The 25,171-nt window shown below is 33.5% G+C and carries 22 protein-coding genes and 2 pseudogenes; 17 read left to right on the forward strand and 7 right to left on the reverse strand.

What is annotated here, in order from left to right; translation table 11 throughout:
- The first annotated feature begins 1 nt into the window (after position 1).
- From PQF96_RS22905 to PQF96_RS22925, 5 genes are all read left to right on the forward strand, one after another.
- Positions 2 to 361 carry a TfoX/Sxy family protein gene (locus PQF96_RS22905; RefSeq protein WP_271768669.1) on the forward strand — a complete coding sequence of 120 codons (360 nt, stop codon included), beginning with the start codon at positions 2 to 4 and terminating at the stop codon, positions 359 to 361.
- A 91-nt stretch (positions 362 to 452) separates the two neighbouring features.
- Positions 453 to 2,066, forward strand: coding sequence for a tetratricopeptide repeat protein (locus PQF96_RS22910; RefSeq protein WP_271768672.1), 1,614 nt, complete (start codon positions 453 to 455; stop codon positions 2,064 to 2,066).
- A gap of 137 nt (positions 2,067 to 2,203) precedes the next feature.
- Positions 2,204 to 2,362 (forward strand): class I lanthipeptide, encoded by a 159-nt coding sequence (locus tag PQF96_RS22915; RefSeq protein WP_255412220.1) that lies wholly within the window; start codon positions 2,204 to 2,206, stop codon positions 2,360 to 2,362.
- Between the two features lie 208 nt (positions 2,363 to 2,570).
- A complete protein-coding gene (locus PQF96_RS22920) occupies positions 2,571 to 2,723 on the forward strand; it encodes a hypothetical protein (RefSeq protein ID WP_271768675.1) in 153 nt (50 codons plus the stop codon).
- A gap of 89 nt (positions 2,724 to 2,812) precedes the next feature.
- A complete protein-coding gene (locus PQF96_RS22925) occupies positions 2,813 to 3,010 on the forward strand; it encodes a hypothetical protein (protein ID WP_271768677.1) in 198 nt (65 codons plus the stop codon).
- 281 nt (positions 3,011 to 3,291) lie between these two features.
- Here PQF96_RS22925 and PQF96_RS22930 read toward each other — a convergent pair whose 3' ends face one another.
- From PQF96_RS22930 to PQF96_RS22955, 6 genes and pseudogenes are all read right to left on the reverse strand, one after another.
- Entirely contained in the window at positions 3,292 to 3,594 is a 303-nt protein-coding gene (locus PQF96_RS22930; RefSeq protein ID WP_271768680.1) for a hypothetical protein, read from the reverse strand.
- Between the two features lie 56 nt (positions 3,595 to 3,650).
- Positions 3,651 to 4,205: pseudogene (locus PQF96_RS22935) on the reverse strand (REP-associated tyrosine transposase).
- A gap of 159 nt (positions 4,206 to 4,364) precedes the next feature.
- Positions 4,365 to 4,658, reverse strand: a pseudogene (locus tag PQF96_RS22940) (transposase); the annotation flags it as partial.
- Positions 4,659 to 4,801: 143 nt separating this feature from the next.
- Complete coding sequence (locus PQF96_RS22945; protein ID WP_271768682.1) at positions 4,802 to 5,356, reverse strand: hypothetical protein; 555 nt, start codon at positions 5,354 to 5,356, stop codon at positions 4,802 to 4,804.
- 10 nt (positions 5,357 to 5,366) lie between these two features.
- Positions 5,367 to 8,912: a DUF6443 domain-containing protein gene (locus PQF96_RS22950; RefSeq protein WP_271768684.1), complete on the reverse strand. Its 3,546-nt coding sequence runs from the start codon at positions 8,910 to 8,912 to the stop codon at positions 5,367 to 5,369.
- A 22-nt stretch (positions 8,913 to 8,934) separates the two neighbouring features.
- Positions 8,935 to 13,314 carry a PKD domain-containing protein gene (locus PQF96_RS22955; protein WP_271768687.1) on the reverse strand — a complete coding sequence of 1,460 codons (4,380 nt, stop codon included), beginning with the start codon at positions 13,312 to 13,314 and terminating at the stop codon, positions 8,935 to 8,937.
- A gap of 358 nt (positions 13,315 to 13,672) precedes the next feature.
- Here PQF96_RS22955 and PQF96_RS22960 point away from each other — a divergent pair, with 358 nt between their 5' ends.
- The 12 genes from PQF96_RS22960 (at position 13,673) to PQF96_RS23015 (ending at position 22,398) form a co-directional block, all read left to right on the forward strand.
- Positions 13,673 to 15,409, forward strand: coding sequence for a tetratricopeptide repeat protein (locus PQF96_RS22960; RefSeq protein WP_143918993.1), 1,737 nt, complete (start codon positions 13,673 to 13,675; stop codon positions 15,407 to 15,409).
- A gap of 120 nt (positions 15,410 to 15,529) precedes the next feature.
- Positions 15,530 to 15,691 (forward strand): class I lanthipeptide, encoded by a 162-nt coding sequence (locus tag PQF96_RS22965; protein ID WP_167571998.1) that lies wholly within the window; start codon positions 15,530 to 15,532, stop codon positions 15,689 to 15,691.
- Positions 15,692 to 15,888: 197 nt separating this feature from the next.
- Positions 15,889 to 16,059, forward strand: coding sequence for a hypothetical protein (locus PQF96_RS22970; RefSeq protein ID WP_160114125.1), 171 nt, complete (start codon positions 15,889 to 15,891; stop codon positions 16,057 to 16,059).
- Positions 16,060 to 16,410: 351 nt separating this feature from the next.
- Complete coding sequence (locus tag PQF96_RS22975; protein WP_160114124.1) at positions 16,411 to 16,566, forward strand: class I lanthipeptide; 156 nt, start codon at positions 16,411 to 16,413, stop codon at positions 16,564 to 16,566.
- A gap of 147 nt (positions 16,567 to 16,713) precedes the next feature.
- Entirely contained in the window at positions 16,714 to 17,934 is a 1,221-nt protein-coding gene (locus PQF96_RS22980) for a lanthionine synthetase C family protein (protein ID WP_271768690.1), read from the forward strand.
- A gap of 74 nt (positions 17,935 to 18,008) precedes the next feature.
- Positions 18,009 to 19,226, forward strand: a complete 1,218-nt coding sequence (locus tag PQF96_RS22985) for an ABC transporter permease (protein WP_271768692.1) — start codon at positions 18,009 to 18,011, stop codon at positions 19,224 to 19,226.
- Positions 19,223 to 19,891, forward strand: a complete 669-nt coding sequence (locus PQF96_RS22990) for an ABC transporter ATP-binding protein (RefSeq protein WP_271768695.1) — start codon at positions 19,223 to 19,225, stop codon at positions 19,889 to 19,891. The genes PQF96_RS22985 and PQF96_RS22990 overlap by 4 nt, the downstream gene beginning before the upstream one ends.
- 27 nt (positions 19,892 to 19,918) lie before the next feature.
- Positions 19,919 to 20,305 (forward strand): thiol-disulfide oxidoreductase DCC family protein, encoded by a 387-nt coding sequence (locus PQF96_RS22995; RefSeq protein ID WP_271768698.1) that lies wholly within the window; start codon positions 19,919 to 19,921, stop codon positions 20,303 to 20,305.
- A gap of 111 nt (positions 20,306 to 20,416) precedes the next feature.
- Complete coding sequence (locus PQF96_RS23000) at positions 20,417 to 20,977, forward strand: DUF2867 domain-containing protein (RefSeq protein ID WP_271768701.1); 561 nt, start codon at positions 20,417 to 20,419, stop codon at positions 20,975 to 20,977.
- A 27-nt stretch (positions 20,978 to 21,004) separates the two neighbouring features.
- Positions 21,005 to 21,295 carry a putative quinol monooxygenase gene (locus PQF96_RS23005; protein WP_109435935.1) on the forward strand — a complete coding sequence of 97 codons (291 nt, stop codon included), beginning with the start codon at positions 21,005 to 21,007 and terminating at the stop codon, positions 21,293 to 21,295.
- A gap of 12 nt (positions 21,296 to 21,307) precedes the next feature.
- Positions 21,308 to 21,895, forward strand: coding sequence for a Crp/Fnr family transcriptional regulator (locus PQF96_RS23010; protein WP_271768704.1), 588 nt, complete (start codon positions 21,308 to 21,310; stop codon positions 21,893 to 21,895).
- Between the two features lie 23 nt (positions 21,896 to 21,918).
- The gene (locus PQF96_RS23015) at positions 21,919 to 22,398 is read left to right on the forward strand and encodes a hypothetical protein (protein WP_143918861.1); all 480 of its coding nucleotides are present in this window, start codon (positions 21,919 to 21,921) and stop codon (positions 22,396 to 22,398) included.
- A 164-nt stretch (positions 22,399 to 22,562) separates the two neighbouring features.
- Here the strand turns inward: PQF96_RS23015 and PQF96_RS23020 are convergent, their stop codons facing one another.
- Positions 22,563 to 24,773: a T9SS type A sorting domain-containing protein gene (locus tag PQF96_RS23020; protein WP_271768707.1), complete on the reverse strand. Its 2,211-nt coding sequence runs from the start codon at positions 24,771 to 24,773 to the stop codon at positions 22,563 to 22,565.
- Between the last annotated feature and the right edge of the window lie 398 nt (positions 24,774 to 25,171).

Raw genomic sequence — 25,171 nt, forward strand, 5'->3', positions numbered from 1 at the left:
TATGGCATATAATGAATTTTTAGCAGATCGAATACGCCGGATTTTTAGAGAACAAAAAGTCAATGTCTATGAAAAGAAGATGATGGGAGGATTGTGTTTTATGGTAGATGATAAAATGTGCTGTGGAATTCATTTTAGCAAGAAAAAAGAAATGGATTTACTCATGGCAAGAATAGGAGTTGACGCTACAGAAGAAGCTATGAAAAAAGAAGGATGTCAACCCATGGATTTTACAGGTAGACCTATGAAAGGTTTTGTTTTTATAACCCCAGATGGTTTTGATCTTGATAAAGATTTGGAGTATTGGGTAGAACTATGTCTCGATTTTAACCCTTTAGCAAAAAGTAGTAAAAAGAGGTAAGTCATGAATTACGCTAAACTTCATGGTCTTAGCTTATAATCTCTGAATTTAAAAGTAATTCTTACTTTTGGATAATTACACATCCATCAGAATGACTTTTTCTACTCTACAAAATTTAGCTTTTAGGCTTAGTGTTACGTTATTTTTTTTAGTACTGTTTTCTGGTCGTATTTCTGCTCAGGATAAGGATAGTATCGCAATACAATACATTCTAAAGGGAAAATCTTTTTATAAAGCAGATGATTATGAAAAAAGTATAACGTACTATAATAAAGCTTTAGCGCTGGTAGAAAAAACAAAAAATGATGTTCTAATTGGGGATATACATACCAAGAAGGGGCATGCGTATTTACTAAGCGGAAAAAATAAAGAAGCTTTAGATGCTTATGACAAGGGGTTGTCGATGGCCAAAAAAACAAAAGACCTGGATCAGGAGTTTGTTATCAACTCTGGACTTATTCAGGTTTTAAGAAGGATGAATCGATTGGATAAAGCTCATACAATTGCTTCAGGAATGATTAAGTCCTTGGATCAAACCTCATTTAAAAATACACATAACCATGTCAATATCCTTACTACGGTAAGTGATATATATCTTGCCCGAGAACAATACGATTCTGTATTGTTCTTTTCAAAAAAAGGAATTGAAGTCAGTAAAAATCTGGATTATAAAGAAGGTTTAGTTGATTTCTATATCAAAAAGGGAATGATATTCTACTATAAGAAAGAATATGATAAGTCATTTAAATATCTGTTTGATGCGCAAGATATTTTACTGGAACATGATATTACAAACCAGTCTTTCCCCAAGATAAATATCAATTATTTTTTAGCAAGCTCTTATTATGAAAAAGGGTTGTATGATAAAGCCATTGAGATCCTACATAAAACTACCGATGTTGCAGAAGAAAAAGATGTAATGAAACCACCAGTGATTCAATCGTATCTATTACTGGCTAATTGTTATGGCGAAAAAAAGGATTTTGAAAAAGCATTGTATTGGAATAATGAATATGTACGATTAATTGAAAACTATCAGAAAGATAAAGACGAAACCTTAAATAGCATTTATGAGAAAGATGCTCAAAAATTGAAGTCTGAGATAGAAAATTTAAAAAAAGAAAAAGAAAAAGGAGAAAACATAAAAAAGATCACCTTTGGAATAGTAACCTTACTTGTTTTGATTTTGATTTTCATTGTTTTTAAATACGTTAAAAAACAGAAATTAAATAAAATACTTTTTAATGATTTGCTAGAAAAAATTAATCAATTAGAATCTAATGGAGCAATTGATGTTAAAAAAGAATCTTCCAAAGAAATTATAATTGATGATGATAAGGTGGTTGAGGTACTTAAGGGATTAACCCGATTAGAAGATCAGGAATATTTCTTAAAATCTGATTGTAGTCTAAGAGCAATGGCAAAAAAAGTAAAAACAAATGCTACCTATCTATCCAAAATTATAAATATTCACAAAGAAAAAAACTTTAATGACTATATCAATGATTTACGAATAGAGTACGCGTTAATGAGAATTAAGAACGATAAGAAATTTAGATCATTCTCTATTAAATCTATTGCAACAGAGATTGGATACAAAAGTGACTATTCGTTTGCTAAACATTTTAAAGCAAAAACGGGGATCAATCCATCGTATTATATCAAGAATATACAGAAGCAAGAAACAAGCTTTGAAACGGTATGATAGAGACACCCTATTTTAAACAAAATAGGGAAGCTTTATTATTTTTAATTTTGTAAAAAAATTACCTTCTCATTTTATTATACTGGAGGATTCTGAAAAGCCATAAAAGAGTAGGGAAAATTAACTTATCACATACCATGAAAAAGCACAACACAAACAAAATTAGCTTGAAAAAGCTTACTATTACTAGAATTAATGTAGCATCATTACAGGTAATAAAAGGAGGAACCAGTAGAGTTTCTGATACAACAGTATATAATATGGAAGCTGATGGTATTTGTTATGATGAAAAGTAATTAAAAACAAAAAATGATAGTAGAAAAACCCTGCAAAATTTGCAGGGTTTTTCTACTATCATTTTGTTTAATATAGGGATACTTCGTTTTTATACCTTCATTTTCGTGTATACCTTCATATCAAAATCAATGTACTATGTATCATTGATTTTGATAAGGGGCAACCGAAAACCTTAAGGATAGAGTAGGTAATCAAAACCATATCATTATGCTAAGTAACATTTTAAATTTAGAGGGAGTAACTACACTTCAGAAAAACGAACAAAAAACGATTAAAGCAGGGACATATTATGGAGATCAATGTTTGAGATTTTGTTCAGGTTCCTGTTCAGGAGGACGATGCTTTTTTCATATTGATTAATGTATAATTTTTCCCTGGAGTTTTTGCTTCAGGGAATTTTTTATAATGACCAATTCAAAGCTCATCGTATCATTATAAAACCAAATCAAATGATTAAAAATATATTAAAAGTAGAGGGTGTTGCTGTTCTTAAAAGAAAGCACCAACAATCCATTCATGGAGGAAGCTATGGGTGTCAAAACGTAGCCCGAAAATGTGTTGATGACAGTGATTGTTGTTCTGGCATATGCGGAGTCGAAAGAATAATTAATGGTCGTCCTATTCAATTATCGGTTTGCGCATTTTAAAGATTTTATTTTGAACATTTTATGTCAATATTGAATACCCTTATTATAAATTCTAATAAGGGTGTTGTTATTGAGGGAAAAACCAACTACATTTCTGTAACTGGTTCTTATAATTTATTTACTTACTCTTATGGAAGTCCGAGTTGCAAACTCGAACTAGCACATACTATAACCCAGCGGGGGATTATTGCCACAATTAAAATGATTATTGAAACAATAATTATACCCCTAAATTTTCTCATAAGGTTATTTCTCAACAATTTAATTCAAAATGGTTTTCTCTATTTTACTTTTTTATAAGCTACTTTTAAAAGCATTATAAATACCCAAATCAAACAACTATAAATTACAGATCCTAATAATTGGCCTAAAACGAAAAACAAGTCTGAATCATAAATATAATTACCAATAAATCTAGCCATTATGCCAAAAAGTTTTGCTGGTCGGATAATAGAATAACCTAAATCATCTTGTATATTATCAAAATACAGAGATATGCTCCTCCTACTAAAGTAATCATAGGTTCCTAGCAATATAAATAGCCCTGAAATAATTAAGGATGCTAGAATAGTTGTTTTTCTCATTACTTACTTTTATTAATAGCGATAGCGCGGATTTGTAATCCGTGCTTTCTACAAAACTAGAACATATTTAAGACTATAACTTCTAATTCGTTCTCTAAATCTGCATAATTTCTTGCAGAACTAAATAGATAATCTTCTGGATGCTTTACAATTTTATCTACTACAAGATTATTATGAACATAATTTATTTTTTGTTTTAAAAACTAATTGGAATTAACAATCTCCGCATGATATCCATCTTGCCAAACCTTATACTGCTGGTTTCGCTTCAAATGTTCACATGCATTTTTAAAATAATCTAACATCCACTCTCTTCGACTCTCTGGATAATCTATAATAGTCTGAATGATCTTTTTGGAAGTAAACTTTTTAAAATCTCGAATAATATTAGATAACATACCCCCTTCTTTTGCTTTACAAACCATATGTATATGACTTGGCATAATACTATAGGCATAAATTTCTAATCCTTTTTGTTGTTGACAATAACGTAAACTATCTATAAGGACATATTTTTGCCTTACTCTTGTAAATATATCAATCCAACCTATAGTAGTTATGGTAATAAAATACCCAACATCTGGCATCGTAGCTTTATATTTTGTAGACATCTGTAATCTATCTTAACACATATAACTTACAATAATAGATCATGATAGTTTCATTTTTTGAAACTGAACTTTCTTAAATAAAAAACGATCACTAATGATGTGACCGTTTTTTATTTGTATTCGTGTGTGGCACGGATTGCAAATCCGCGCTATCATATCCGAGCGATCGGGATTTTCTTCTATTGCCTGCATAATCTTTCTAGAGGTATATCCTTTAAAATCTCTTATCAGTCCTGATGGGTCATCATTGGTAGAACGAAACACAAAGTGCACATGACTTGGCATAAAACAATATGCATAGACTTCCATTCCTTTTTCTCTCCTACAATAGTCTATACTTGTTGCCATTATTGATAAATATTTTTCTCTTGTAAATACATCTATCCAATAGACTGTAGCGAAGCTAACAAAGTATAATCCAGACTTATTATGGAACTTATAGTTTCTACTCATGGACACAAAATATAACAAGCCAGTTTCATTTTTTGAAACCAGCTTGTTTTTTACTTATATACCACCGCTAACCAATCTTTGAGGCCTCTAGCGAGACGCTAGCGGGAGCGGGGGGCATACTATATACCCCAGCAGGGCTGGCTTTACTCTTTAATTAATTTAGAGAAGAGATAATCGAAAACATCTTGTTCTACAAAAACACTCTCCTTCTCTTTAGTTTTTTGCTTATAAATAGTAGGGATATTTAATTCACATTTTTTTAAACCTTTCTCAATTTTAGTAAAATAAATATAATCTGTATCATGAGAATAATCTTTTGAGTAAAAAGTTGAATATCTAAAAGGTGCTTTACAAACAATTGAATCAAAAACTTTCTTTAAAAGACTAGTTTCTTCTAAATTGTCATAATATTTTTTAATAAATTCTTTTTTTTGATTCTTAAAATCAAACTCCTCTTCAAAACAATAAATCCTATATCCTTTACAATTTTTGTTAATCAGCATGATTTTATTCTTTACACTAAAAACCACATAAGAAAAATCATCATAATCAACACCAAGTACTTTAATAGCAAGTCTTTCTGCTCTACTAATGTTTATTGAATCTAATTTAGCTATACTCTCATATGAATTACTTTGAGCATTTAAACTACCTAATAATCCTATTAAAAATAAATAACTTAAAATTGAGTTTTTCATTATCTTATATTTATTTAAACCCTGGACTAGCACTAGGGGTTTTAATTTTAGTTTTGGGTCCGTGGTCTGTTCCGTCTCTTTGGATATTCTTTTTACCTATTACTCTTAATACAAGGTTTTCAGTCCGTATGGCATCTTGATGTTGATTGGTATCTCCTCTTCCTAAAGAAAGTGAACGTCCATGTCCTATTACTTCATGAATAGTTATATTTGATCTACCGCCTGGGTTTGGAACATATTTTTTTGTAATACTATCAAAATAGTCACTTGGAGATTTATCATCTTCAATTATTAGAGAATAAGATCCATCCGTTGTTTTTGTCGTTTGTGAGCCTAATATGGATGCAGGAGGTGTTTTTCCAAGACCATCGAAGTATTTTTTTAGTGCTGGAACTAACGGTATATTAGATTCCGCGTTACTGGTCAAAGGGTCACTTCCTTTTTCAATAAACTCAACTTCATGAACATCAGCAGAATTTATTGCTCCTGTAATAAGTTCTGCTAAAGCTAAATCCTCTCCTTCCAGACCTGACAAAGCAGACTTTAAAGCATCTCCATCAATTTTATCAAAAGCTTTTTTATTATTCCTTTTGCCTCTTGTAAATAAGGCTCTTAATGCAGTAAATTGTTTTCCTGTAAATACCGTGTTTAAATCATCATGTACTTTCTTTGCATCATCTTTTGTTGCTCCTATCACTTGCCTTCCATCTGGATCAATAAAACTTAAAGGGTTATTTAAAACATAGGCATAAGGAGTATCTGTATGATATATTTCTGCTAATTGGTCTAAATTCATCCATCTACCTATAGTTGCATCATAATTTCTAGCGCCATAATCATGCCAATTTAACCCTAACTCATCTTGGAACTCTTTTCCGTTATAGGTTTTCTTTAGTGCTGGATTTGTTGATGTTATTACATTATTGTACCCTTTATGAGTCAATCCAAATGGATAGTAATTATTCTCTTCTATAATCTCAGAAGTAGTAATTGAACCATTGCCATCAGTATCTTTATACGATAATCTAATATTACCAAGGTGATCTTTATACTGGTACACATAACGATATGAATCACCTTCTGGTGTTGCATACCCTTCGGGAGTAGACATATACTGTAATTGGTCATTTTTATAGATGTTGTTACCAGCATACTCCGTTTCTATTAAAGAACTTCCACTTGGAGTAATTTTCTTTACTTTTGCTCCAGTAGCGTCGTAAATATAAGTAATATTTCCTGTTCCTTCGCTATTGGATATAGAAACTATTTTGGGTAGATTCAAATGGTTATAGGTAATATTTGTAATACCTTTATTACGATCTATGATCATATTACCATTAATGTCATACTCAAAATCATCATTAGTATTGGTACCGTCTTTAAATCCAAAGGTGGTATTTCCTGTATCTGCAACTTTTAGGAGTCTGTTTCCTGTATCGTAGGTATATCCTAAATTATCCATCACTCCAAAAGAAGTAGCCGCTTCATTAAGATGTCCTGTTCGGTTTAAGGATAGAATATTTCCCATTTTGTCATAAGATATATTACTCAGGTTATACCTGCCATCATTGCTTATACCACTTGTAATCCTATTTAAGGCATCATACTCATAATTATACCAACGCATTGTATTGTCATTAGCTGTTTGCCATGATGTTGCAGCGATATTACCGTTATATATGGGATTTATCCCGGTGTTATACTCTAAAGCAAAACCAAACAAATCTCCATTAGCTGTTGTACCTTGGTTTATGGTTTTTAGCCAGCCTCTTATGTTGTAGGTGTAGTCTACGGTTTGTAACCCTTCGACTACGCTCAGGGTTCCATTGCTGCCACTGAGCGGAGTCGAAGTGCCGCCCACATCCTTTTGTTTCAGTTGCCCAAGGGCATCATAGACATTACTTACAATCTGCTCGGTATCTTGAGTGTTGATCTTTTGGGTTTGAGTTAGTAGTCTCCCCATATGATCATAGTCAAATTTGTCAATGGTTACAATAGCTGCATTACTCCCTTTGGTATGTGTGGTTTTTGTTTCTTCTACTCTGCCTGGAAAATCCAATTTGCTCTCTATGATATCCGTCGTGTTTAGATACTCATTTTTACTCCCTACATATATAGGTCTTGCTTTATCATCATAATAGGTCAGTGTGGTAATCCAATCATTGGTATCTAATATCCGTACTTTACTTCCAGTAGGTAAAGATTTGATATTGGTATCAATCGTTTTTCCATATACAGTTCCCGGATGAGTTAATCCATCGATATCAAAAGTATAATCATCATAATAATTGATGGTAAGAATTCTATACATCCTTACCGGGTACATATCATTTGTATAATACACTGGTGTACCTGCAATAGTAATAGGGCTTATAGTTTTGGTTTCATAGGCTTGATAGCTAGATGAATTAACTTTACTACGTAGTAAAGCTACTGTACTTCCATTTTCTATTAATCCGGTATAGATTACTCTCCCAAAAGCATCATATTTAGTGAACAACCATCTACTTTTTGCTCTTAGACTTGCATCCTGGGTAAGTACGGGTTGATCTAATGTGTTATAGATAATATATTCTTTTTCTTTTCCCGGGATTTTCTTTTCTATCAATCGATTTCTGTGATCGTAGGTGTACTGATAACACAATTCAGCAAGCTCAGTGGTACTTACTCCATCTGCGGTGTTCACTTTTGGTGGAATCACATAGGTAAGATTACCATAGCGATCATAGACATAATAGGTGTCATGTGTTTCTGATGTTGCTGAAGGTGTCGATGCATAGGTTCTCTTCAGGATTACTCTACCTTGTTTGTCTTTATATTCTTTGGTGGTATGTAAATCTCCATCTGCGGGTATCCAATTCTCATCCTTGGTAATGGTCACATACAATTGATTGGTAGCATAATAATTGTCTTGTACCAGTACTGGTTTTTCGGTATCACCTCCTGTAAAGGTTACAGTAAAATTCACTACTTCATTAACCACATTGGTACCCCAGTCAAATTTGATCGTATGATCGGTATCGCTGTTGGGATCAGCTTTCCATGCTTTTCCTGGGGCACCTTGTTCTGTAACCCTGTTTAATGGAGAAGCCTCAAACACACTTTCACTATAGGCGTTAACATCTCCCAGATTGGTCGTAATCCCAGGAAAGTCGTCTGAATACGTATTTTTATAATACGCATTGATATCGGTATTGACATCTACGGTTTTATAACTCCCAATAGTATTATTCGCCTCAAAAGGTAAATGTTGCTTGGCTTGTCTACCATAGGCGTCATACTGCATATGATTGACAATATCTTTTTCACCTGGTGATGCTGCTATAGCTCGTTGCTGTATGGGTCTCCCCAGGCCATCATAGTAGGTAACACTCTCAATGGTGTTATCTACATCATTGGCATTGGCACAACTCACATTCTCCATATCAGTAATCGTTACTGCGGTTTGAGGAACCGTGGTATGCACATAATTCTTATCAGACAACACTACCTGAGCTTGTACTTGCAACCCCATAAGTAGCATCACTATGCTATATATAATTTTATTATTTATCATCTTAAATATTTTGTTAATGGGATTAATGTTGTGGTCCACAATTTTGGCAGTCACCGTCACCACCAGAAGAAATACTGGATATGACCACCATAAGCCTTGTGACTTGTTTACCTGTTAGGTTATCCTTAACTGTAGCCGTAATATTATATTCATGAGTCCCTGTTGCAAAATTGGAAAAACTGAACTGTGTACCCGTACCTGAACCAGCAGTTTGTGATGGACTAATAGCTTTAAAGGCTCTCCATGTGATTTGACGTGATCCTGATCCACCAGAAATGCTTGTTACATTAAAAGATACGTTTGCACTAGAACCTGAGACCGAGGTAGCAGACTGGCTTGTGCTGACAACCATTTTAGGATATACTTTCAAGATAGGGGTATTAGCACCCCATTTAGAATTTGCATTCTGCATGGTTAAGTCCACTACTTTAAATTTAATAGTATAGGTTCCTGTATTAGGGAAATGATAGGAGTATGTTGTTCCTGTAGCACTTTGTTTTACGTTATTTACATACCATTCATACCTTCGAGACCCTGAACCCCCACCTATATTAGAGGCTGTAAATGTTGTGGTTGTTCCTCGTTCTATATGTGCTTTTGATGCACTTACATTGGGTGTGTTTAAAGGATGATACGCATACAGTTTTCGAACTGCACTGTTTACCGATTTTCCACTCTCGGTATCAATGACTTTAAAATATATGTTATAGGTTCCTGGTGTATTAGGTTTGTATCTGTAGGTAGTTGCTGTGCCAGCTTGTTTCACATTATTCACATACCATTCATAGCGAAGGTTCCCTGTACCACCTCCTATACTCGATGCACTAAAATCAACATTGGTTCCTTTTACAATATGCGTATAATTTGCATTAACCACTGGTGTAGTTAGTTCAGGATATTTTACTATTACACTCATGGTATGACTTACTCTGTGTTTGGTTTCTGTATTGTAGGCCAATACCTTTACTTCATAAGTACCTTCACTAGTAAAGGTTTTGGTAAAACTTACTCCACTACCACATTGTTCTTGTGTACCATTCACACTCCATGTATATAGATTAACACTCCCACTACCAGAAGTATTAGCAGTAAAAGTGACAGGCTGGTTAGGGATCTTAGGCCCGGAACCCGGAGTATCAATCGTTACTCCACCCAAAGCATCAGATTGTTGACCTTGATAATTATAGCGCACTTGCTGTACTATATGTTGATCTTGATCTAAGATGTACTCTAAACGATTAAACTCATCATAATGATAGGACATGGTATATCCTTTGGGATCGGTAACTGTGGTCACTCCAATTAAAGGATCATAGGTATACCCACTGATCTGCGCCTTGGCAAAATAAGGATGTTCCCTTAAGTTTTTAAACAAGGTACGCATAGTGGTTTCTTCGCCTGCAGTGTCTTCTGTATCTGATGTGGCTTTTAACTGATTGATCAGTGTCGTTACTGCTGCAGGTATCCCCGTATAACTTGCATTATCAATTTTTACAATGGGTTGGGTGTTGTTATATCCCCAAACATACATGATATGACGCCCATCGACTTGGGACACTTCTAAGGGGTTACCGTTAGTGTCATAATCCAGATATTCGATACGATCTTGTAGGGTTGCATCCCCTTTAGCAGATTGGACGATCTCAGGTAAAACAATGCTAGTATTCCAATCTTTGTATTTGGTACGCTGTCGGGAAGTAAGTTCTCCATTTATATAGGTCTCTTGCTGTATAGGTGCTGCAATACGGTGTTGTGTTGCTTTTTTCTTCAACTTAGAGATGGTATTGTATTCAGCAGTGGTTAAAGCTTTTCCTAGTGCAGTTGTAGAAATAACATCATCTGGATAATAGCTTTTTGTAACTACCGTTTCTGCATTACTATCAGTGGTTGTAGTCTGTATGGGCATGGTTCTACCTTGATAGCCTGAATCATATCCGTATTGAATGGTTGTCTTTACTGCTCCAGAATTATACTGATTTGTTTTTTGGGTTTGTTCTAATAAATAGCGTTCACTTAGATTATCATATCCCAAATATCCAGCACCCGCACTACCAACATAGCCCATGGCTATATTATCAATCCGAATATCCCCTTGTTTTTTATAAGTATTATATATTTCTTCTACTTCATCAAATGTGTCTCTGTCTTTATTATATTTATATGTTTTTTCACGAATTAATAACCCTCTTCTGTGAGAATAATCCACGGCTGGAGCAAAAGGATAAAAGTTTTCTGACCAAACATACTCATTAGAACTACCAAACCCGCCAGCATCAGCAAAAAAACTATAGGTGTACTCTGTTTTACCTTGTTCTTTATCAGTGTTATATGCCGTAACGTTAGTATATCCAACGTGATACGTGCTTTGTCCGTTAAATGGAAATATACTATTGGACTGGATAACATTAAAAAAACAAGAATTAGGACCTTGGCGAAAAGGAGCATTTTTTATTAAAAAAACAGGTGGATTTAGCGATAAGCCACTTGATAAACCCGTATTATCAAATTGATTATAGGTGTATTTCTTAGTATTTAGGATAGTGCCATTATCATCTTTAAATCGCATTTCTTTAATTCTAAGGCCTCCTGTCTTTGCTACATTAGAAGGATTGTTATTGTCATTTTCTATGGTTTGTTTATAAAAAGATATGTCTGCTGCACCGTCAGAAAGGAAGGGGCCATTTTTTATGCTTATAGTATAAGTTCCAGCTTCCAGATCCATTACTCCTGTCTCATTAGCGTTACGAAACGTGAGTACCAAATCACCATTGGCTTTAGTGATTTTGATGGTGGGGCAATCACGAGTAGGGTCACCAAGACAATTCTGAGAAAAAGAGGTTCTGTAGGAAACAATACCACTCTCATTGAGAGTAAAATTAGAACTAACAGTTTCTCCAGGAACGTTAGAGTTTACAACTTGTGACCCTATAATTAACTTAGAAGTTAACCTGTTGCCAGCAAAGAAAGCTGCTCCACCTGACACGGTATTGGATTCGTATACAAACTCTGTTTTACCTTTGGTAGGATATTCTATTTCCTTCAATAATAGCGTTTGTGCGTGAGACTCATCCACTGTGCGATCCCCGCCGTCTACGTGTACTGGGCCAGTATTGGTTGTATATGCAAATTCTGGATATAAATATTGGTTATCAACACCGTTAGCATAATCCCAAAAATCTCTATCAAATGAAAATCGCTCAGGAAATGGGTGTTCCTGGTAATAGGTAAAGTTATGTTCCTGATTGATTGTGTTTCCTTTTTGTTGTTTGATCTTTTGTAAGTACAATTTCTTAGTTCTTTGGTCAAGATCTCCATAGTTTCCAAAATGTTCCCATGCGCTAGTAGTGAAATACCCATATTCAAATAAATAACGATCAACAATCTTGTTATTAGTATCTTTTAGCTCAATCTTAGAAAGTGCTTTATCATTTTTGAGATCCGTTCGGGAAATAGTATAGTCAAAATGGATACTTCCCTTAGGTGTTACAATAGAGGTAAGATATGTAGGAAAATAACGATCTTCAGAAAATGTAAGAGATACTCCCGGTGTAGTACAATCTCCATTCAGAGAAGCTTGTATGTATTTTTTCTGTTCCAATATATTCCAATACTCAATTTCGTTGGTGCCTCTTGTATAATTGAAACGAATACGATTCCCTTTATGATCTTTGATCTGTGTAAGATACCAACCAGAAGTATAGAAATTAATTGCCGAGGGAAGGTTCTGATTTTGAGCTCTAATCCTACTTTGTTTGGTTTCAAGAACTGTATCTAAGGTTCCTGGAATAGTACCAAAAGTATAGATTAGCCCCGTTTCGGTAGTAATTTCCCAACCGACAATCTTATTTGAGTTGTCTTTTGTATAGTTAATAATTAGATCATTTTTTGGATGACTATATATCCCACCATTTTGATCGAAGAAAAATTTTCCACTTCCTCCAGGGTAGTTAAAATAATATACATCAGACTCATAATCCTGGTGTCCATCTATAGCATTTTGAAAAAGTAGATTCTTTTCTGAAGCGTTGGAAGTAAAGTAATTGCTTACTGTATTACTGGTATTAATAAACCCCTGAGGGTCATCATCGGCAATACCTCTCACATTACGCGTAATCATACCTCCTGCATTGAGTGCCCAACCCAGACCAACACGAGACGCAATTTCATTAACTTTTATTCCGGAAGCATGATAATTTAAAGATACAGGAATGTTTATTTCCTGTTCTGCAATATTGACTATTGGGATAGAAATATTGGGCGTACCTGTATGTAGGCTCACTGGGATATCTATAAATTTACCCAAAGCAGCAGCCTCTGGAGTTGGGGGAGAAATATTAGGAACTTCTTGCCCAAAAGTTAAGGCACATACCATCCCAAGGATAAATAACATTTGTTTTTTCATAAAAGTGATTTTGTAAGTGTTTTTAATTTTCCCATTACGAATTTGTGTTTAGCGGCACAAAAAACGATGTTTTCTCAATAAAAATTTTACGGGTTTCCCCATGTTTTATGTTTTCCTGGTACAATATTAATACCTGCCAGTTTCATTTTTCGGGACTGGTAATTTCAAAATGTTAATTAATTGTTAAGGGTTTAAGGTCGGAAGTTTGAAAATATAAAATCAAGGTCTAGAGTATGATATAATATGTTTTCTTCCAACTTCCGTCTTCCAACATTCGACGCTTTTCACCACTTATTTTCGTATTAAAATAATTTAAAAGGAATCCTTACATTTGAGTGATCACTTCACACTCAACAGGATGTTTTTTTGTAGAAGGCTTTGGCTACGCTATATATTTTTCTTTTTTGTTTTACCTGTTTTTCAGGTTGCAGCATTATATGCGCAAGACAATCAAAAAATAAACAGTACAGAACTTGGTGATAAAACTCCACAAGAACTGGTTGATCTTATTAAGAAAGCAACTCCGGATGAGCGTGAGCAATACGAAACAACTCTACTGAACTATCCGCAACAGGATTTAGCGACAGCGGAGCAATATCTTCGGGTCGGACGCTATTTTTATGGTAAAGAAGAATTTGAAAAATGTATCAGATACTTAGATAAAGCAATAGTCATTGCAAGAGAACTACAAGAGTATAAAATTATTTGTTATTCCTATACGATAAAAGGGAATTGTTATCTAAGAGAAGGAGATAACCAAAGTGCTTTGGATGCCTACTATATTGCTTTGGATGTGGCGAAGTCTTATGAAGATCTTGAGCTGCAAATGATAACCAATTCTTGTCTTATTCTTGTTTTACAAAGGATGAATCAGTTAGATAAGGCAATTGGGATTTCTGAACGAATCTTAAAATTAATAGATAAAACCTCTTTCAAAAATACAAGAGAACATGTTAGGATATTAACCACCATCAATGACGTATATCTGAATGCAGAACACTATGACTCGGTATTACATTATGCAGAAAAAGGAATTGCGCTAAGCAAACATCTTGATTATAAGGAAGGATTGGTAGATCTATATATCAAAAAGGGAATGGTGTTCTATCATACCAAACAATATGACAAAGCATTTAAATACTTATTAAAAGCGGAGGATATTATATTGAATTTTGATATTGAAAATAAATTTTTTCCTAAGACCAATATCAATTATTTTTTAGCAAGTTGCCATTATGAACAAAAGGAATATGATAAAGCGATTGCGTATTTAGATAGAACTTTGGATTCAATTGAAGAGACGGATTTGGATAAAATGCCTGTGATTCAATCTCATTTGCTTATGGCAAACTGTTATGGAGAAAAGAAAGATCTTGAAAAAGCCCTGTATTGGCATAATAAGTACCTGGAGTTGAATGAGGAATATCAAAAGAATAAAGATAAAACCGTAAGTAAAATTTATACCGCTGAAGCAGAAAAATTAGAGAACGAAATTGAGAACTTAAAAAGTGATCAAATAGCTGATAAGCAAACTAAAACCTATGTGCTGATTATATTGATTATTGTTTCAGTAGCTTTTGTTTTTGTAGTATTTAACTATAGAAAGAAGCAAAAGAAGAATACGGTATTATTTCAGGATTTGATGCAAAAAATAGAAGTGTTAGAACTTCGTGAACAAGAGGAAGGAGAACAAAAAGAGGAGGTAAAAGAAATCATAATTGACGATATAAAGGTCGATGAAGTTCTTAAAGGGCTAAGTAAGCTTGAAGCTACAGAGTATTTTTTGAGATCAGACTGTAGCCTGGGATCCATTGCAAAAAAAACAAAGACGAATACAACCTATTTATCCAAGATTATTAAAATGTATAAAGGCAAAAATTTTAATAGTTATATTAATGAGCTACGAATTGATTATGTGTTAAGGAGGTTGAAAAACGATAAGAAATTCAGATCTTTTTCTATCGTATCTATTGCCAAAGAAATAGGGTATAAAAGTGATAATTCTTTTACCAAACATTTTAAAGCAAAAACAGGATTAAATCCATCGTATTATATCAAGAAGATTGAGCATATGGAGGAGCAATTACAATCCTAAGAAATAGCTTTAAAAAGAGTACCGCAAATTATTTAAAATAAGGTTTCCAGATTATGATGTAGTTCTGGTAACTCCTATCTTCAAAAAAAGGTTAAGAATTCACAATAAATCATTTTTAGTATGAAGAAGAAAAAAACGCACAAAATTATGTTGAGAAAGCTAACTATAGCACGGATTAGCAATGATACATTAAACCAGATTAAAGGAGGGAGTAGTGTTCCACCTTCTACATCTTCAAATTTTGAATCTGATGCCTGGTGTGAGGATAGTCATATCCCATGATTTATACTTAAAAAAAGCCCTGTGAATCACAGGGCTTTTTTTAGCTCCTTATTTTATCAAATTTGAGGAATTCTAATTTTTCACTTGCTGTATTTCAGGTTATCTTGAGATCAAGATCTTACTGTTAAAATCGATTTTGATAAGGGGAAGCCGAAAACCTTTTAAAATAGAGTAGGTAGTTTTTTTAAACATATCTCATGAAAAAATCATTAAAAAATCTGGAGCTTAAAAAAGAAACCATTAGTAAACTTAATTTGGACAAGGTAAAAGGAGGATGGCATGCAACGGCAATGTGTAATCCTACAAATTTTTGTCCAACACAAGGAGCGCTTAATTCTTGCCCTCCTCCAGGAGTTCAATGCTTCTAATTAGTGTAAGTTCGATTTTAGAAAACAACGTCAATTCGAGTGATCCGACAAAGGAGGATTGTATCGAGAATAGTTGTTTTCGACTCAAAAAGTCTAATTGCGATAGCTCTACTGAGTCTGTCGAAGTACAATTTTTCTTCTGTCACCTCGAGTATAATCGAGAGGCCATTACGAAAAACCACTCAATTTGACGACTTTTTTTAATTCACTTTAGATCGAACTCAGATTAATTAGAGATATAGGGTTGATCAATTTCATATAAAAACCAGTATTAGATGTATCAACCTTCTTAAACATATGGCGGAAATCGAAAAGCCTTTAACAGAGTAGATAGTTTTTAAAATATATCTCATGAAAAAATCATTGAAAAATTTAGAACTTAAAAAAGAAACCATAAGCAAATTAGATACATCGGCATTACATAAGGTACAGGGTGGACATTCTGGTTGCTGTCCAACAGAAGGAGCTCTTAATTCTTGCCCTCCTCCTGGACGCATGTGCTTCTAAGATAATTGATAGTAAATTCGATACAAGATTTTTTTTCAGAATATCATAAACATTTTTCTTGTATTGATATTATCAAGCATTTAGGTTTAAATAGCAAGAAAGCTGCCCCATAAAGGCGGCTTTTTTCTCTTATAGAAAGAAAAAAGTATGAATCAAGAACAGGTTTTATTAGAAAAACTAAAGGAGATTGCAGAAATCCTACAAAAAGAATATACCCATAAAGAAGAGATAGGAGTATTGTCCGGTATTTCGGGAATTGCTTTGTTTCAGTTTTATTATGCTAAGTTGATGAATGAAGAATCTCATGCAGAAATCGGAGTTGAACTCCTGGGATTGGTTTTTCAAAAGATAAATGAAGGATATACACTTCCGACTTTTTGCTCTGGAATTGCAGGAGCAGCCTGGGCAATAGAATTGTTACAAGAAGAAGAATTTATAGATATAGATTGTGATGAGGTATTATCAGGACTTGACACGTATTTAATTCAGTTTATAAAGAACACAGAGAGCGATCAAAATTTTTACGATTTCTTGCATGGGATATTAGGTGTGGGATTCTACTTTGTAAAACGATATCAAAATACCAAATCAAAAACCTTAAAAGAAAAATATAAAGGTCTTTTATTAGAGATCGTGGCGTTACTTCAAAAAACGTCGCAGATAGAAGACAATAGAGCAAAATGGGAATCGTATTTAATACGAGATGAGGATGTAAAAGGGTATAACCTTAGTTTTGCTCATGGAATCACAAGTATTATTAATTTTTTATCACGATTAGCAGCATATGATGATTTTAATAAAGAGGTGGTTACTTTACTACAGCAATCGGTGAAGTATATTTTTAGCTTAAAAAACAAGGAAGGTAGAGATTCATCATCTTTTCCTAGTTGGATAACCTGTGACAATAAAAAGAGCGAGAGTTCGAGATTGGCGTGGTGTTATGGAGATTTAGGGATAGGAATAACACTGTGGAGAGTTGGTAAGGTGTTAGATAATACGGAGTATAAAAATGAAGCTGTTGCAATATTAAAACACGCAGCAAAAAGAAGAGACCTTACAGAGACATCGATTAATGATGCGGGATTGTGCCATGGCGCTTTTGGGGTAATGCATATGTACAATTATATGTATACTGAAACGCGTGACCCTATATTTGAAGAAACTGCTGGTTTTTGGATGAATGTAGGACTTAATATGGCTGTGCATAAAAAAGGACATGCAGGATATATGCAGTGGGTAGGAGGCGAACATCCGGGATGGCGAACAGAGATTAGTGTACTAGAAGGTATTGCTGGTATTGGATTATCTATACTGTCGTATCTGGCGCCATTTGATACTAAATGGGATGAGTGTTTGTTAATAGGTTGATTGTTAAGTTGTAATGTTTAGTATTTCTTTTACAATTCTTGTAATTCTTTCTTAATTTTCCCGACCTATGGGATATGCCTAAACCAATTTTTAACCAAACCAATTTTTTTATAGCATTACAATATCTATTCGCTAGAAAGAAACAAAGTTTTCTGGCGACAGTGGGAGTGATGCTTGGTGTAACTACATTTATTGTCATGATTAATTTTATGACAGGGGTTAATGATTTTTTGGATGATGCTGTATTTAAAGGGAGTCCTGATGTAATTATAAGCGGAAAACAGGAAAGGTTTTCTAAACAACAATCTCTGGGTGGGAATTTAAACACGCTTAAAAATATCGATCAAATTAATACACTGTTATCAGATCATGATAATGTGCATTCTTTTGCACATCAGATAATTTCACCTGCAATTTTGATCAGTACTACCAATCAGTTACCTGGAGGTATTAATGGTATTTTTCCCCTGCAAGAGCGTCAAATGGTTGATTTGAATCGTAGATTAATAGAAGGACGTGGTTTTGAAAGCCTTTCTGAAGAGAATACAATTTTACTCGGAGTTAGCCTGGCTAAACGTTTGCAAATTTCCGCAAATGATACGTTAAAAATGATTTTGCCTAATGGGAAAAGCGAACAACTTCTAGTTGCAGGGATATTTAGTTTCGGAATTACTACCATTGATAATGTACGTACGTATATGCCCGCAACAACGTTACAACGGTTATTGGGCAAAGAAAATTCGATTACACACATTCATATAAAACTTAAGGATCGTGATAACGTAGGGATTAAAAAAACATTAATTCAAAAATTTGAGGGAAGTACTGTAGAAGATTGGAAAGATAGTAATAAGACTATTGTGATAGGCAATAAAGTGCGTGATATTCTAACCTGGTCGGTCTCGTTTGCATTGCTTTTGGTTGCTGGGTTTGGGATTTACAACATCATGAATATGACAGTCTTTCAAAAACGAAAAGATATTGCAGTATTAAAAACGGTGGGATATTCAAGTAATGATATTATTTTCATTTTTCTTATACAATCCATAATTATTGGAGTGTTTGGAGCTCTTTTGGGAGCGGGTTTTGGATATATCATCAGTTATGTGATTTCTACCACACCTTTAGACACTTCTGATTTTATTATTGTCGATACCTATCCTATTAATTTTAACCTGGGATATTACATTTTAGGACTTGCTTTTGGTGTATTTACAACAATTTTAGCAGGGTATTTTCCATCAAAAAAAGCAAGTCTAGTTGATCCCGTAACCATAATTCGAGGCCTATGATTCTGGAAGCAAAACATATTCATAAGTATTTTCATGAACCACAAAAACAGCAAGTGTTAAATGATGTTTCCTTGCAAATCGATGAAAAAGAACTGGTTTCTGTATTTGGAGAATCAGGAAGTGGCAAATCTACTTTATTATATATTTTATCAACCCTGGATACTAATTATAAAGGTGACCTAATTATAAATAAAGAAAGTATTAAAACGATGTCACCATCATGTCTTACTGATTTTAGAAATGCTCATATAGGATTTGTGTATCAATTTCATTATTTACTTCCAGAATTTAATGTGTTGCAAAATGTAATGCTTCCTGCGATGAAACTTGCAGAAAAAAACAGGGATGAAATTAAGGAAGAAGCATTGTTTTTATTAGAAGAAGTGGGAATGAAAGATTTTGGATTAAGACCATCGTACAAACTATCAGGAGGACAACAACAAAGAGTTGCTATTGCAAGAGCGTTAATTAATAATCCGATGCTTATTATTGCCGATGAACCTACAGGTAATTTGGATCAAAAAAATACAGATATGGTATTTGAACTACTCAAAGATATTACAGAACAACGTGCAAAAACTGTGGTTATAGCTACCCATAATTCAAAAATTTATAAAAATTCTCATAGAACTATTGAAATGATTGATGGTTCTATCCGACTATAAAGAGGTAACAATTTAAAAACCAATCAAATGGAGTCTCTTTTAAGAAAAAGTATTATTATTTTCGATGGTGAGTGTAATTTATGTAATGGAGTAGTAGGGTGGCTAATGAAATTTGCTAATGATGATGTTTTTGAATTTATTCCATTTCAATCTCCAAAAGGACAACAACTACTTAAAAGTTTTGATTATCCAACAGAACAGTTAGAAACTGTAATTTTAATTGACGAAAATGGGTCTCATACACATTCTGATGGTTTTCTAAAAATTGTTGCCAAAATCCCAAAATGGAAACGTGTTGCGGCTTTATTGGTCTTTGTTCCAAGAATAATACGAGATGCTATCTATACCTTAGCCTCTCGCAATCGTGTAAAATGGTTTGGACAATCAAAAAGTTGTACAATTAATTTTAGATAACCCTCATATTTCTTAATCTAGATTAAACATTTATTGATATTCTTCTTGTATTTTTATAGTGCGCTTAGTTACTGTAATGATTAGCGCATTGAATTGTATTATGCATAAGATATGGAGATAGCAAAGGTATCAATACCCAGTCATTCAATATTATATAAAAGCCAGTATGATTATGCCGATAGTTATACTGGCTTTTTTGTAGATAAAGATGATAAAATAGATTTGCTGTTCATCAATAAAGTGTTTTTAAATTCTGCACCAAAATGGGGTGATATATTATTAAATCTTCGTAATAAAATTGTACCACTTTTTGGACTGAAGGGAGCTAAAAAACCTAAAAATAAAAAAGACCTTTTAAATAATTTTTCAGGAGCAGTAGGAGAATCGATTGGTTTTTGGAAGGTGTTTGCAAAAAACGAATCAGAAGTTATTCTTGGAGAGAATGATAAACATCTTGATTTTAAAGTTTCATTATTAGTGGATGACGAAAATGAATCCAAGAATAAAAAACTTACCATTACAACCATTGTAAATTTTAATCACTGGTCAGGGAATTTCTATTTTTTTCTGGTAAAACCTTTTCATCAATTGATCGTGCGAATGATGCTAAAAAAAGCAATACGAAATATTGAAAAAGAAAGTATTAAGATAAAATCCAAAATCACAATATAGTTTTATTAAAAATCTACATGAATTTTTATGAGTTGTAAAGTCGTATTAGAATCAAAAATTAAACCGGAAGTATCAGAAGAAATACAGGTTTTTTTGGAAGAAAATTTACCAAATGTTCGTAGTTATAAGGGATGTAAGTCTGTCCATGTTCTCTTGAATGATGTTACGAATGAAATGATTTTTTATGAAGATTGGAAAAGCAAAGAAGATCATCAAAATTATATTAATTTTATAAATAAAAATGGAGTTTTGGAAGAACTTTCTTCTTTTCTTGAAACCGCACCAAGCATAAAGTACTTTGAAGAACTTATAATATAAAGTATTAAGTATATGGTCAATAATCTAACGGAATATGTTAGAAATTATATCGAAATTTCTGATGAAGAAATGGAACTGTTTTATCAGTATCTAAAGGTGATAAAACTCAAAAAGAAAGCATATGTATTAGAAGAAGGTAAAGTTTGTCGTGCCAGATATTTTATTGTAAAAGGGTGTTTAAGGTCGTATTATATAGATGAAAAAGGAGTAGAGCAAATCATGGATTTTGCAATAGATAAATGGTGGTATACAAACTATAATAGTTTATTAGATCAAAGCCCTTCAGAAAATTTTATCCAGGCATTAGAAGATACAGTATTATTAGAATTAAGTTTGGATTCATTTGAAGAACTCACAACAAAACTTCCTAAGATAGATAGGTTGTTTAGGATTATTATGGAAAGAACTGTTATTGCAAATTCTAATAGAATAAAGTACACAAGGGTTCTTTCTGGAGAGGAAATGTATCAAGTGTTTTTAAAAGCAAATCCACAGTTTTTTCAAAGAGTTCCCCAATATATGATTGCTTCTTACTTAGGATTATCTCCAGAATTTATAAGTAAGATAAAGAAAAGACCCACTAAGAAAAAGAAGATGTAATTGATATACCTAATGTGAGAGCTATGAAAGTGATCAATATTCATAAAAGAACAATACATCAACCAAAATCTGTAATTGTCAAAATATTAGAAACCTTATCGACTACAAATGATCAAATCTGGCCCTATGAAAAATGGCCGGCAATGAGATTTAAAGAAGGATTAAGAGAAGGAGCAAAAGGAGGACATGGACCTATAAAATATACTATAGAAAAATACGAGCCTGGGAAATTAATTCAATTTAAATTTTCTAAACCAACCGGACTAAATGGAATACATAAACTAGAGATTTTTGAATCTGGGGATAATAAAACACGATTGGTACATACCATAGCAATGAATGCTGTTGGAAAAGGATTATTGCTTTGGATATTTATTATACGCTCTTTTCATAATGCGCTTATCGAAGATGCCTTTGATAAAGTAGAAAATCATTTTTTGGATGAAAAGAAAATTACCAAATGGAATATTTGGGTAAGGATATGGAGAAAAATATTGGGCTAGTTTATTGTCTTTAAAGCTGTCTAAAAAGTATTGAAAACTCAAAACGCTCAGTCTGAACCTGTCGAAAATATATTGAAAATCAAAGTGTTAAAAACTTCAACAAGCTTAGTTTGACAAAGAGAATTGACTTTTTATGCAGCTCCTGGATTTTGTGTATCGATTTTCTATTGGCGTACAATTTTTCTTGTAGTTCTGCCATTTCCGGTTTCTACTTCCATAAAATATATTCCAGATCTTAGGGAAGAAATATCAAAAGTGGATGTTGACGCTTCAAACACTTTTCTTCCGTAGTAATTAAATATAGAAATTTTTTGCACCGGAATAGTAATATTTATAATCCCATCGGTTGGGTTAGGATATAATTTAAAATTAGAAATAGTATCTTCCTGCTGGAGCACTATAGAATCTACTAAAATACACGAAGATCTGTTAGTGCAACCATTTAATGTTATATCCACTGCATAAGAACCGTTTTCTGTAGCCGTAAATGATATACTGGTCTCTCCAGAGATTGGTTGATTAGTCTCACAATTAATCCACTGATATGTTGCACCAGTCGTATCAGCAGTGAATGTCAGAGAATTTTCTGTTACTGTTGCATCCGGTAATGCATTAATGGTTATATCTGCAGTACTAGAGTTAGAACAAATACCCGATGTAGTATAAGTTATAGTATATGTTCCTGGTGTGGATTCTACTAGATTAATTTCTCCAGAATTACTATCGATGATTAATCCTAATGTAGAACTAAACGTTCCTCCGGTTATCCCTGTGATGTTAGGGATAGGGTTTATGGCATCAGTACAATATGCAGAGTTTTCATAAGTAAAAGTTGCATCGTCTAAATCAGTGATGATTACCACGACATCACTAGAGTCAGGACATGATCCTGTGGTGGTATACGTTACTGTATAAGATCCTGCTATGCTTGCGGCAATGTCAATTTCTCCTGTAGTAGAATTAATACTTAATCCAGCTGTACTAGAAAATACTCCACCAGTTACTCCCGAAATTGTTGGTGTGGGATTTATGTCTCCTTTGCAATAGTTAGCAGCATCATAGCTAAAACTTGGATCATCAATAGCATTAACCATAATTGTGACTGTCATACCGGTTGCAGTTGTTTCATCAATACAAGATATGTCTCCATCTTCACCTCTAATATAATACGTAGTGCTTGGAGCAGTAGGTATAACCTCAAAAGTAGAAGTATTTGTAGTGGTTGTTCCTAATAAGGTGCCCCCATAAGAATCGGTATATATCGACCATTTCGAAGCAATATTAAGTGTCCCTGTAATCGTTATGGTAGATGTTTCTCCTTCACAAAGTACAGGTGTAGCGGTTACATTAGTAATTACAGGATCTACACAAACAGGAACTTGTCTAAACCAGGCAAATCCACCGGGATTAAAATTAGCAAACAGTGCATCTTGCAATCCATCTCCATCAACATCACCAAAATCTACAACGGGAAAACTTCCTACGTCCCAGGTTGCTAAACCTCCGTCCATTGCATTTTGCGTATTTGAAAAATGAGGATTTGTTGCTGTCCCAACATTTTCAATCCATCTTACAAGACCAGTATCAATCATAAAATACATATCATAATCTCCATCCTTATCAAAATCTTTAAATACAGGTATGGGGACATCCATATTAGAGTAGGCATCCTCATCATCCCAGGGGCTATCAGCTTCAGACTGTAGTTCAAAATTGGGATTTTCTTTAGTGCCAATATTTTTATAATAGATTAATTTATCACTTCCTAAAGCAACCAAATCAAGATCTGTATCGTCATCAAGATCGACGAATCCCATACCCGGATATTCTGAAATATCCTGGTTTAAAAGTCCAGGTAAACAATCCGGAACAAACTCAAAAACTGGTACTTCAGGGGTACCTATATTTCGATAAAAAAGAATATCATCATCTCCATCTCCGTCAAAATTACGCTCGGTTCCGATAAACAGATCCAAATCCCCATCATCATCGATATCTACCAATTGAGGGCGATTTTGATTTCTGGCTGTATTAGTGGCGTCTATATTAATGGCATCTAAAGATGGTATTGGTGTTGAAACCCAGTGAGGAGCTGTAACTGTACCAGTATTTTTAAAATAATGAATCGTTCCTCTCTGACTTCCCGAAATAAAATCAAGATCATTATCATTATCCAGATCTGCCAGTACTACTGAAGGAAGGCGGTGATCTGAAGTAGGTATTTCTGCAACATCTAATCCTGCAGGTTCTGGTCCTGGTATTGCAACACCAAGAAGTTTCCCTCCTCCAAGTTCCCAATCGATATAATTAGCTTGGGCAGAAATGAATTGATTTCCCAAAATAAAAAATAAACAAACGAGTAATAGTTTTTTCATAACTATAATGTTTTAAAATAGTTGATCTCTAACTTACAATACAAAGTATTATGGCATATACATTTTGGTATATACAAATTGTCAATTATTAATTTTAAAATGGTAGGCCATTATAGCAAACCAATTATGGAGAAACTAGGGTCAATTAAGAGACATTTTATGTTCTCTTGGTTTTGTGGTTTTAAGAATTACAGTATTACCATTACTAAGAGGGGGGATGTAAGTAATTTTTGGTGTGTAATACTAATGGGTGCAAAATTAATAATTTAGTTCTTCTTTAACAAGATAATATTTTGTTAATACTTTGTTTTTGATTTTGTACAAAATCAAATAGGATGCTTTTTAAACTTTCAAAATAAAGGTGTTAACACCAGAACGTATAGTTGTAATACTTATGG

The organism is Aquimarina algiphila (assembly GCF_947494415.1).
Classification (GTDB): Bacteria; Bacteroidota; Bacteroidia; order Flavobacteriales; family Flavobacteriaceae; genus Aquimarina; species Aquimarina algiphila.

Excerpts from the sequence above, each read along its gene's own strand:
- PQF96_RS22905 (WP_271768669.1), top strand. The coding sequence starts at position 2 with ATGGCATATAATGAATTTTTAGCAGATCGAATACGCCGGATTTTTAGA.
- PQF96_RS22910 (WP_271768672.1), top strand. The coding sequence starts at position 453 with ATGACTTTTTCTACTCTACAAAATTTAGCTTTTAGGCTTAGTGTTACG.
- PQF96_RS22915 (WP_255412220.1), top strand. The coding sequence starts at position 2,204 with ATGAAAAAGCACAACACAAACAAAATTAGCTTGAAAAAGCTTACTATT.
- PQF96_RS22920 (WP_271768675.1), top strand. The coding sequence starts at position 2,571 with ATGCTAAGTAACATTTTAAATTTAGAGGGAGTAACTACACTTCAGAAA.
- PQF96_RS22925 (WP_271768677.1), top strand. The coding sequence starts at position 2,813 with ATGATTAAAAATATATTAAAAGTAGAGGGTGTTGCTGTTCTTAAAAGA.
- PQF96_RS22930 (WP_271768680.1), bottom strand. The coding sequence starts at position 3,594 with ATGAGAAAAACAACTATTCTAGCATCCTTAATTATTTCAGGGCTATTT.
- PQF96_RS22945 (WP_271768682.1), bottom strand. The coding sequence starts at position 5,356 with ATGAAAAACTCAATTTTAAGTTATTTATTTTTAATAGGATTATTAGGT.
- PQF96_RS22950 (WP_271768684.1), bottom strand. The coding sequence starts at position 8,912 with ATGATAAATAATAAAATTATATATAGCATAGTGATGCTACTTATGGGG.
- PQF96_RS22955 (WP_271768687.1), bottom strand. The coding sequence starts at position 13,314 with ATGAAAAAACAAATGTTATTTATCCTTGGGATGGTATGTGCCTTAACT.
- PQF96_RS22960 (WP_143918993.1), top strand. The coding sequence starts at position 13,673 with ATGTTTTTTTGTAGAAGGCTTTGGCTACGCTATATATTTTTCTTTTTT.
- PQF96_RS22965 (WP_167571998.1), top strand. The coding sequence starts at position 15,530 with ATGAAGAAGAAAAAAACGCACAAAATTATGTTGAGAAAGCTAACTATA.
- PQF96_RS22970 (WP_160114125.1), top strand. The coding sequence starts at position 15,889 with ATGAAAAAATCATTAAAAAATCTGGAGCTTAAAAAAGAAACCATTAGT.
- PQF96_RS22975 (WP_160114124.1), top strand. The coding sequence starts at position 16,411 with ATGAAAAAATCATTGAAAAATTTAGAACTTAAAAAAGAAACCATAAGC.
- PQF96_RS22980 (WP_271768690.1), top strand. The coding sequence starts at position 16,714 with ATGAATCAAGAACAGGTTTTATTAGAAAAACTAAAGGAGATTGCAGAA.
- PQF96_RS22985 (WP_271768692.1), top strand. The coding sequence starts at position 18,009 with ATGCCTAAACCAATTTTTAACCAAACCAATTTTTTTATAGCATTACAA.
- PQF96_RS22990 (WP_271768695.1), top strand. The coding sequence starts at position 19,223 with ATGATTCTGGAAGCAAAACATATTCATAAGTATTTTCATGAACCACAA.
- PQF96_RS22995 (WP_271768698.1), top strand. The coding sequence starts at position 19,919 with ATGGAGTCTCTTTTAAGAAAAAGTATTATTATTTTCGATGGTGAGTGT.
- PQF96_RS23000 (WP_271768701.1), top strand. The coding sequence starts at position 20,417 with ATGGAGATAGCAAAGGTATCAATACCCAGTCATTCAATATTATATAAA.
- PQF96_RS23005 (WP_109435935.1), top strand. The coding sequence starts at position 21,005 with ATGAGTTGTAAAGTCGTATTAGAATCAAAAATTAAACCGGAAGTATCA.
- PQF96_RS23010 (WP_271768704.1), top strand. The coding sequence starts at position 21,308 with ATGGTCAATAATCTAACGGAATATGTTAGAAATTATATCGAAATTTCT.
- PQF96_RS23015 (WP_143918861.1), top strand. The coding sequence starts at position 21,919 with ATGAAAGTGATCAATATTCATAAAAGAACAATACATCAACCAAAATCT.
- PQF96_RS23020 (WP_271768707.1), bottom strand. The coding sequence starts at position 24,773 with ATGAAAAAACTATTACTCGTTTGTTTATTTTTTATTTTGGGAAATCAA.